This window comes from Chitinophaga sp. (assembly GCF_036569185.1).
Lineage (GTDB): Bacteria > Bacteroidota > Bacteroidia > Chitinophagales > Chitinophagaceae > Chitinophaga.
Map to the genome: position 1 here is coordinate 20234 of NZ_DATCRD010000052.1, position 9268 is coordinate 29501.

At 47.6% G+C, this 9268-nt stretch carries 12 protein-coding genes; 2 read left to right on the top strand and 10 right to left on the bottom strand.

Going from position 1 to position 9268, the window contains the following annotated elements:
- Nucleotides 1-237: 237 nt before the first annotated feature.
- The 9 genes from VIM72_RS03815 to VIM72_RS03855 are packed head-to-tail and all read right to left on the bottom strand — an operon-like array spanning nucleotide 238 to nucleotide 6728.
- Nucleotides 238-531 (bottom strand): hypothetical protein, encoded by a 294-nt coding sequence (locus VIM72_RS03815; RefSeq protein WP_332001542.1) that lies wholly within the window; start codon nucleotides 529-531, stop codon nucleotides 238-240.
- Complete coding sequence (locus tag VIM72_RS03820) at nucleotides 532-1092, bottom strand: 4'-phosphopantetheinyl transferase superfamily protein (RefSeq protein ID WP_332001543.1); 561 nt, start codon at nucleotides 1090-1092, stop codon at nucleotides 532-534. It abuts the gene before it with no gap.
- Nucleotides 1089-1343 (bottom strand): acyl carrier protein, encoded by a 255-nt coding sequence (locus VIM72_RS03825; RefSeq protein WP_332001544.1) that lies wholly within the window; start codon nucleotides 1341-1343, stop codon nucleotides 1089-1091. The genes VIM72_RS03820 and VIM72_RS03825 overlap by 4 nt, the downstream gene beginning before the upstream one ends.
- Before the next feature lie 10 nt (nucleotides 1344-1353).
- Nucleotides 1354-2628 carry a beta-ketoacyl-[acyl-carrier-protein] synthase family protein gene (locus VIM72_RS03830; protein ID WP_332001545.1) on the bottom strand — a complete coding sequence of 425 codons (1275 nt, stop codon included), beginning with the start codon at nucleotides 2626-2628 and terminating at the stop codon, nucleotides 1354-1356.
- Between the two features lie 2 nt (nucleotides 2629-2630).
- Nucleotides 2631-3068, bottom strand: coding sequence for a hydroxymyristoyl-ACP dehydratase (locus tag VIM72_RS03835; protein WP_332001546.1), 438 nt, complete (start codon nucleotides 3066-3068; stop codon nucleotides 2631-2633).
- A 3-nt stretch (nucleotides 3069-3071) separates the two neighbouring features.
- The gene (locus VIM72_RS03840) at nucleotides 3072-3845 is read right to left on the bottom strand and encodes an SDR family oxidoreductase (protein WP_332001547.1); all 774 of its coding nucleotides are present in this window, start codon (nucleotides 3843-3845) and stop codon (nucleotides 3072-3074) included.
- Entirely contained in the window at nucleotides 3839-4891 is a 1053-nt protein-coding gene (locus tag VIM72_RS03845) for a type III polyketide synthase (RefSeq protein WP_332001548.1), read from the bottom strand. Before VIM72_RS03845 ends, VIM72_RS03840 begins: the two co-directional genes overlap by 7 nt.
- Nucleotides 4888-5598: a methyltransferase domain-containing protein gene (locus VIM72_RS03850; RefSeq protein WP_332001549.1), complete on the bottom strand. Its 711-nt coding sequence runs from the start codon at nucleotides 5596-5598 to the stop codon at nucleotides 4888-4890. Before VIM72_RS03850 ends, VIM72_RS03845 begins: the two co-directional genes overlap by 4 nt.
- Entirely contained in the window at nucleotides 5589-6728 is a 1140-nt protein-coding gene (locus VIM72_RS03855) for an NAD(P)/FAD-dependent oxidoreductase (RefSeq protein WP_332001550.1), read from the bottom strand. Before VIM72_RS03855 ends, VIM72_RS03850 begins: the two co-directional genes overlap by 10 nt.
- A gap of 198 nt (nucleotides 6729-6926) precedes the next feature.
- On the opposite strand from VIM72_RS03855, the gene VIM72_RS03860 reads away from it, so the two are divergent.
- Nucleotides 6927-7238: a hypothetical protein gene (locus VIM72_RS03860; protein WP_325644599.1), complete on the top strand. Its 312-nt coding sequence runs from the start codon at nucleotides 6927-6929 to the stop codon at nucleotides 7236-7238.
- Nucleotides 7239-7309: 71 nt separating this feature from the next.
- On the opposite strand, the gene VIM72_RS03865 is transcribed toward VIM72_RS03860, so the two are convergent.
- Nucleotides 7310-7855: a GNAT family N-acetyltransferase gene (locus VIM72_RS03865; RefSeq protein ID WP_332001551.1), complete on the bottom strand. Its 546-nt coding sequence runs from the start codon at nucleotides 7853-7855 to the stop codon at nucleotides 7310-7312.
- Nucleotides 7856-7970: 115 nt separating this feature from the next.
- Between VIM72_RS03865 and VIM72_RS03870 the strand changes: the two genes are divergently transcribed.
- The gene (locus VIM72_RS03870) at nucleotides 7971-9236 is read left to right on the top strand and encodes a hypothetical protein (RefSeq protein WP_332001552.1); all 1266 of its coding nucleotides are present in this window, start codon (nucleotides 7971-7973) and stop codon (nucleotides 9234-9236) included.
- Nucleotides 9237-9268 lie beyond the last annotated feature (32 nt).

Here is a 9268-nt window from a genome sequence, read left to right on the forward strand (position 1 = left end):
GCTATCTGGTTGTTTAATATTGGTAAAGATCGGGTTTAATTACTCACTATTTAAATAGTATTTTACCGTATGTTGGTATTTTATTACCATTATGTACATACATACTATTGAATTAATCTAGTGAGAAGGATTTAAAAGAAGCCTTGTAAAAACAGGGTACTGGCGTGTGAAAAGTTACCTATGAAGGATTCGGGGTGAGTTACAAACGATATAAAGCGGCATATGTTAAACCGCCGGTCAGTCGGCATAGGCAATTAACCCGCTTTGCCTTTCCCTGGCGGCACGCAGCAATACAAGCAGTTGCTGTACATCAGTATCGGCCTGCAGCGCTGTTTTAAGGATGGTGTTTTCCAGTTGTTGTACGATGGCACTGTTCCACCGGAAGTCGGTGTAATAATCATAATGGAGCGGTATGAACTGCTTTTCTTTGAGCAGCCGGAAGCTGCGGCTATCCAGCGCTCCCACGTGCTCAAGGAATTCCGGGGAGCCGGGTGTTGGCTGTATGTCTGGTATTAAATAGAAGTCTAACATCTATGCTTCCTTTAATTTTACGATCCCGCACCAGGTTCCGTGGTGACTCACAGAAACCGGCAGGCGCGTGCCATCCTCACGGTGAAGGATATACGGTATTCCCATTTCATCTTTATAAAATAATTCCTTTGCTGAAAGTACCTGCTGCATAAAGCCGGTATAGTTACCGGCCGGCTGCCGTTCTGTAAATACAAGGGTTTCCGGGAGCAGGCAAGCATCTGTTGCTGCACAGGTATGGATATAATCGTGAGTGACCAGGCTCTGGTAGTAATAGGTGTGATGATCATGCAACACGGTACCGGTTATTTTACCAATGTGTTGCGATGTTATATGGCAGGTAAACTGTTGCGGTGCATATTTTCTTTCACGGGTATTGCGGTGCACTATTTTGTATACCGCTTCCTTACAGCTCCACAATAGCCAGATGGTGGTTGCCGGGGATGCCGCTTCACGGATCGCCCTGATTTCCCCGGGGAGGAATAATTTCTCCAGGAAGCCTTTACGGTGAATACGGCTTTCAACAGCGGCCGCCCGGAGATCTATGATATCGTTGCCGATCATTTTTCACTTAGCTTGGTTTCCACGATATCGAAGGCCGCCTGCACATTCAACATGCGTTCCATTTCTTCGTTCTGGATAACGATATCGTATTTTTCTTCCACATCCAGTATCACATCCACCAGGTTGGCGGAATTAATTTTGAGGTCTTTGATAAAATCGGTGGAAACATCAATCGTTGCCAGTGCTTCCTGGTTTTTAGCATAGGGCCTTACTATTTCTCTTAACTGCTCAATGAATGTTTCTTTGTCCATGTTAGATTGTTTAAGGTTGCAGGTATTTTTTCAGGATGATACAAGCATTTACATCTCCAAAACCAAAGCTCGCTTTTGCTACTAAATTTATGTCTTTATACAATAGTTGTTCCGGAATTCTTTCCCGGTCTACCAACGCCTGGATATCAGGATGCAGGTCTTCGCAGTTGATATTGGGAGATACGAATCCTTCCTTCAGCTGTAAAGCCACTGCTACCAGTTCAATACTTCCGGAGGCACTCAAACAGTGGCCTACCATCGACTTCAGCGCATTGACGTAAGGAAAGTCTCTTCCTTTTCGCTGCAGTGCGGTACACCAGTTTGCTATTTCTTCTGCATCTTTGCCGGTAGCCGTAAGATGACCATTAATAAGATCGATATCTTCCGGCTGTACGCCCGTTTGCTGAAGAGCTGCGGCAATGCAACGCTGTACAGCTAAAGGATTGGGGGCAGTCATACTGCCACCGTTACGTTGCCCGCCGGAGTTGATGTTTCCTCCCAACACCTCCGCATAAATGGTTGCCCCACGTTCCATGGCACTATCAAGCGATTCCAGCAACAGCGCTCCCGCCCCGCTGCCGGGAACAATACCGCTGGCTGTAGCACTCATGGGCCTGGAACCGGCTTCCGGCTGTTCATTATGTTTAAAGGTAGATACTTTCATGGCATCGAAGCCGCCCCATATATAAGGACCGCTATCGCTGGTGCTGCCGGCCAGCATACGTTTAGCATGTCCGTACTTAATACGCTCGTACGCCATCAGCACACTTTCTGCGCCGGTGGTACAGGCAGACGAGTTGGTAGTTACCTGGTTGCCCAGCCCAAGTTTACCACCGAGGAAAGCACTGATGCCACTGGCCATTGTTTGCGTAACTGCGGTGCTGCCCAAACGCCGTACCTGCAGATCATCTACCTTATAAATAGCTTCGCGGAATTTATCAATACCGGAAGTACCTGTACCAAAAATAGTTCCACTGTCCCAGTCGGGCGTATCAGCTGTTAACGGTAAGCCTGCATCGGCCCATGCTTCCATACCGGCTATCACGCCGTAAATAATACCGGAGCTGTTCAGCTGTTTCAGTTCCAGTTCTTCAAAATATTGTTGCTGTAAAGTAAGGGGCACATCGGGCATACCTGCAATCTGGCAGGAAAATTTCAGTGCGGCCAGTCGTTCGTCATAACGGATACCGGATATACCTTTTTTGATCGCCCCGCTGAAATCCGCTACACCTGTACCGTTTGGCGCTACTACTCCTAACCCTGTTATGACAACCCTGTTATTCATTTTTATTTTTTGATGATCATGCCTTCTATTATTCCATCGCAAACCAAAGCGCCGGCAGTATTGTATAAAGACACGCGGCATTTCAGTTTATTAAACCGGAAATATACTTTCGTTGCCTGCGCCTTTACGGTTTCGCCCGGGGGCACGGGCAGGTAAAAATCAATGTGCGCTGCCGTCATAGCTACCGTGGGTAACTGTTTATGTACTTCGTCTTTCAACAGGTAAATACCTAAACAAGCCAGCCCTGTTTGCGCCATTACTTCTGTGAGCAATACGCCCGGCGTAACGGGATGCCCTTTAAAATGTCCTTTATAGCAGGGCATATCTGCATGGAATGTAAATATGCCCGTTACTTTTTCTTCATCGATATATTCCAGTTCATCCACAAACAGGAAAGGCGGCGCATAGGGCAAATACTGCAGTATCTCTTCTTTTGTCATACGCTAATGAATATGTGTGCCTCCGTCTACCGGTATGATAGCTCCATTGATCCAGGCGGCTTCGTCCCTGCACAACAGGTATACTACATTTGCCACGTCTTCCGGCGTGGTAAGCTGCCGGAAGGGGTTTCTTTCCCTGCTATGCTCCAGTAATGCGTTGCTGCCGGGAATTTTCCGCAGTGATGCCGTGTCTGTTACACCTGCACGGATACAGTTAGCCCGGATACCATGTGGCGCAAATTCCAGCGCTATGCTCCGGGTAATGGATTCCAGCGCCGCTTTGGCGGCTGATACGGCAGCGTAATGTTCCATTGCCTTGTAACCGCCATCGCTTGTAAAAGAAAGGATACGTGCATCAGTGGCAAACAGTTGCCTCTGCAGGATATCGGCCGACCACTCGTATAAGCTCACACCCATATTCCCGATGGTGGTATTAAAATCATCCGCCTCCAGGTGGGGCAAAGCTTTAAGATTTCCACGGGCAATACTGTGCAGCAGGCAACGGATCCGGCTTTCGCCCATGGCGGTTTGCAGTTGTTGCAGTACGGCTGCGCGTTTTCCTGCATTCATTACATCCGTATTGAAGGTAAGCAGTTGTACGCCCATTGCCCTTATCTCCTCAAACTGCCGTTCTATACTATCGAGTTCCACGCGGGTGTTGCGGTGCACAATACAGAGGTTCATGCCATGCGCGGCCAGTTTACGCGCAGATGCCAGTCCCAGCCCGGTACTGCCACCCAATATTAATGCCCAGTATGAAGAAAACTCTTTTACCATTGTAATAGTATTCGTTGCGCAGAAAAACCAGGGCCAAAGCTCAGCATCAATCCTTTATCGCCTTTGGGAAGCGATTGCTCCATGAACCTTTCCAGTACATATAACACTGTAGCGCTCGACATGTTGCCGTATTGCCGCAGAATTTCTTTGGTGTCGTCCAGTTTCTTTCCCATACTGCGGAACAGTTCTTCCACGAGGTTGATGATCTTTTTTCCTCCGGGATGGAAGATCAGGTGGTCGATATCTTCGATGGTGAGATTATTTTTTGCGAGGAAGGGATGTACAATATCGCCGAAGTGCGCTTCAATTTTTTCAGGCACTTCAATATCGAGCACCATTTTTAAACCGCTGTTGGAGAGATGGAAGCCCATCAGGTACTCTGCATTATAGAAATGATACATTTCCTCCGCGAGGATTTCGGGGCCGCTGTCCTGCTCATGGGAAGAGAGGATAGCGCAGGCGGCGCCATCGCCGAAGATAGCTGCGCTGACAATATTGGCCATTGAAAAATCATCCAGCTGGAAAGTGGCCGTAGGTGATTCCACGGCTATTACCGCCGCTCTTTTACCGGGATTTGCTTCCAGCATTTTTTTTGCGTAGATGATGCCCGAAACACCGGCCGCGCAACCCATTTCAGTAACCGGCAGGCGCACAATATCCTGGCGCAGCTGCAAAGCATTTACCAGGTATGCATCCAATGAAGGGATCATGATGCCGGTACAGCTTACGGTAATGATATAATCGAGATCTGTTCCTTTCAGCCCGGCTTTCTCCAGTGCGCTTTGCAGGCAGGTACGGCCCAGGGCAATCATCTCCCGTTGATAAATATTATTCTTTTCTTCAAAAGAAGTTTTTGTAAACACTTCTTCAGGTCCCATAATGGAATAACGCTTATCCACACCCGCGCCTTCAAATATCTTGATCACCTTGCGGATAAATCTTTCCTCCTGGCCCTGCAGCCATAAGGATAAAAAGGGAATAATTTCGGCGGTAGTTCTTGAGTAAGTCGGTAGTGCTTTGGTGACAGTCTGAATTTTAACGCTCATATTTTATTGATTATCCATTGATACCGGAACGCCCATTTCCATTTGAGGGAATACTGATCAATATTAAGTTCTGCCGATAAATGTTGTAATTCTTTCTTTTTAAATCCCCGGAGAATAGATACCAGTCCATCTTCCCTGACCATCCTGTTTAAATTGAACACGAAGCATACCAGCTGAAACAGGCGGTAGGCGACGGCACTGCGGTGCAGGTCGTTGATCACTACTCCCCTGGCAGCCTGCATGTAAAACATCCTGAGCAGCTCCCGGATCTCCGCTTCTTTAAAATGATGCAAGGTAAGCGTGCATAAAATAATATCATAGCGTTGTTCCCGGAAGGCTGGCCGGGTAATATCCTGGCAATAATAGGCAATATGCGGATAATCTTTTGATAAATTCCGTGCGTGCGTTACCGTAGCCGGGTTGGCATCAATGCCCACCAGTTTTATTTTTCTTTCCGAAGAAAAGGCATCCGACAGCTGCCGCAGCATATCGCCGTTACCACAGCCAATATCCGCGATGGTAATTTCCTCCTGTGCCGGGATATCCTTCAGTAAAGCCGCCACACCTTCCCGTGTGATACGGTTCCCTCCAAGCAGGGAATTGATCTGTGCAATTTTGTCGAGCGTAGCCTTCAGCAGATCGCCTTCCATGTTAAAATCGTCCATGATTTCAGCAGCATGGCTCCGGTACCTGGTGTCTACACGCATTCCGGTACAGCATTTAACGGTTTGCCATGGGTACGCCTGATAATCCCAGGCAGCAGGCCGGGGAAGAGGATCAATCCCTTCATCATGGTAGCAGAAAGCTTTTCATTACGGAACAGTCGTGATAATACGCGGCCGGTACGCATCCGGCCACTGAACATTTTATTCCAGTCCTTTATATACTGCTGTTCCATTTTCAAACGGTTACCTGCCGGCGATGCAAAATACGCCAGCACTTTTTCTGCCGCTATCTGTGCGCTTTGTATGGCCATTGCCATACCATTGCCGCACAACGGATGAATAAGACCGGCAGTATCGCCGATCATCAGGATATGATTCAATACTTTTTCCTTATCAGTAAAAGACACCTGGCTGATGGTTAAAGGTTTATCGAACAACGGCGTGCTGTTTTCAAAAATATCCTTTAAATGATGGTTGCGGTACAACACCTGTTCCCGGTGCGATTCTATCTGCTTAAAATTTTTAAAGCTCTCATAGCTCACCAGGTAGCAGATGTTCAAAATATCATCTTCCACTTTTGATACCCCGCAATAACCTCCGTCGAAATTATGAAGACCCACCATATCGGCGGGGAAGCTGCCACGGTAATGTGATTTTACTGCCAGCCAGGGTGATTTTTCATTGAAGAAAGGACGGGAAAGTTTCCCGTCGAGCGCCGCTCTTTTGCCATAAGCTCCCAGCACCACGGGTGCGGAAAAAACACCATAGCTGTTGGTGTCAATGAAAAAACGGTCGTTTTCAAAAAACACGTTGGTCACCGTATCTTCAATTAACTCCACACCATTGGCGATCATCTTTTGCATGAGGAACTGGTCGAACGTGTAACGGCTTACCCCAAAACCTCCCAATGGAAGCGGCGTTTCCAGCGTTTTCCCGTAATGGTCTGAAATAATTAACCGGTTGATCCGTGAAGGCTGTAATACCGCGGGATCTGCATCGAGCGACTGCAGATATGGTAATACTTCATTGGAAACATACTCTCCACAGACTTTGTGTGAAGGATATTTGCTTTTCTCGATTACGGTTACCTGTAATCCTGCTTTCGATAAATGAATAGCACTGGTGAGGCCCGACAGGCCTCCTCCTATAATAATAACATCTCTGGAACCCATACCCCTATGGTTAAAACAATAACAAGCTCCGACACAAGGAAGGCAGCCTACCCCAATATAGCAAATTTATAGCCGAAATCAGTTTCATTAAGATCAGAATATTCTTTATGAATCATAGGTTTATAAAACTTAACATTGCCAATATTATTTAATTGTTAATTTTGAATATAAACATTTTCCTAAATAACATAATGCTCCATGACTGATTCGAGTAAACCAACCGGCAAGCATCTCAAAAAAGAAGCCGGTGCAAAAGTAGCCGCCGTATTGAATGCGCTGAGCGATTTAAAAGAGAAGCTGGGAGAAAAGAAATTTCTCAGGAATGTAAAAAAAGCCGCTAAAGCGATGACCGCAGGACTAACGGATAAACAGAAAGACCCTGCAAAGCCTAAGAAAAAAGCTGCTGCCAAAAAAGCAACCGCTCCCAAAGCCAACACTCCCAAAGCCGCCGGCAAAAAAGTGACGCCAAAGAAAGCTGCTCCCAAGAAAGCCGCCGCTAAAAAAGCTTAATCCTGCTGTAAGTATCTTTACTCTTCCTTTTAAAGGATGTGGCATTTTTATGCCCTGAATGGTAGGGGTACTTACAGGTTGGGCTGCCGGACATAACGGTTCACATCATAACTTTTATTGTCCCACACCATGCCGCCGGCTACCAGCCCTTCATGATGGAATCCTGTTTTTACCAATACCCTTTCCGACGCTACATTACCGGGCAATAAATCAGCCACCACTTTTTTCGCCTCCAGTGCAGTAAAAATATATTGCACCACCGCCTCAATAGCCTCGGCCATATAGCCTTTCCCCCAATACTCCTGCACCAGTGCAAATACCAGGGGCACTGTATCTGCAGTTTCATAATTATTGAAACCGATAAACCCGATCAGCTCTGTTTTATTTTCCAGGGCAATGCCCCAGCGGATACCTTCTTTATCGTTAAAACGTTTCCTGAAAAGATCAATAACAGGACGAACATCTGCTACTTCATTCAATGGAATAACGTGATAGTAGCGGGTAACCCTCTTATCTGTCAGCAGGTAAAACAGGTCCGGCTGATGCAAATGTTCAATTTCAACCAGGTGAAGACGGGGTGTAAACAAAACTGGAAAAATATCCGGCAGTGATCTCATATGTTGGCTGGCTCGTTTAACGGCCTCAATATAAAAACAATTGCGCCACTCCACCAAAAATGTTATCTGTAGCAGGCAAAAAAAGGTATCTTGTCCGGAAAATTTATTCCACGACATGTCACTATTCACTCAGCGTCCGGCGGCAGCATGGCTGACCGCAGGTATCAGTTTGTGGGCCGCTACAGCCTGCGCCCAATCCTGGTCTTTCGATGAAAAAGGCATCTCCCGGCCCGTGCTGGAACATTACCTGGATCATGCAGTTACCATGACCGAATTCCTGGCGGTAGATCCCTATGCTTCTGATGCGCCTTACCCGAACAAGGAAGACGATATCCGCCTGATCAGCAACACCGGGGCGAAGTTTATTGGCCGTGCCATTTACCGCTGGGGAGGAGAAGCGGTGCTGAACAACAAAGATTATCTCGACAATGCGAAGCGACTGGTAAAGGAGGTACAGAAAAATGACCCGGACGTCATTTTCCAGGCAGCCCTTTTTGAACAGATCAGCGAACAGGTAAATACTATTCCCATTCCTGCATGGACCTTCAAGGCGCTGGGACTGGCTCCGGAAAACCGGCATTTCCGTTATGCCGATATGCTGAACATCAAAGGAAAGCTGGTGGATCACTGGAGCAAAGGCAACAGCGTACCCGATATTACCCGCGTGGAAACCCGCCTCTGGTTTATGTTCCTGGCCGGCACCTATATGGAGGTAGGATGTGAAGCCCTCCATCTTGGCCAGATTGCCCTGATAGGCATGGAAGATCCACAGCTCACGGAGTGGGCCGCCTTCCTGGAAAAAATCCGGGCCTATGCAAAAACGCATACCCGTCATCATTGGGTATTGCTGGATGCCCATACGCCTTCCGGCGGCATGGTGGCCAATGGCAAAAGCCTGCTGGATTTCAATTCCTTCCCGCTGCGGATCAAATCGGTGCCGGAACGGCCACAGGAAGGCATTTTAGAGATGGGTTTTACAGATGCGCTTTTCGGGAGAAGCAAGGGCGGTATTACACCCAGTGGCTGGAAAGCCGCGGCTATGCCTTACCTGGTGGAGTTGGATAATTTTGGTATCAGCAACCATCCCGGTGTGCCGGACACCACTACCATTTACCCCTGGGGCTTTGATGAGATCAGCTGGTTTTACCAGCAGCCGGAACAATACCGCAACAACTGGCTGCGATACGCCCACCAATGGGTGGCCAGCCATGACGCTAATGGTCATTTACAAATGCCGGTAACAAGAGTGGTTACCTTAGGCAGGAAAAAACCAAGATTAAAGTACCGGGCCAATACCCGTTCCGCGCAATGCCCGGACGGGATGAACGATGAAGCCACCATTAAAGCCATCTGGCAGGCTGCGGATGCAGGTAAGCAGTAAGGAACACCGGCGGTTACCGCGGTAATGGTAAC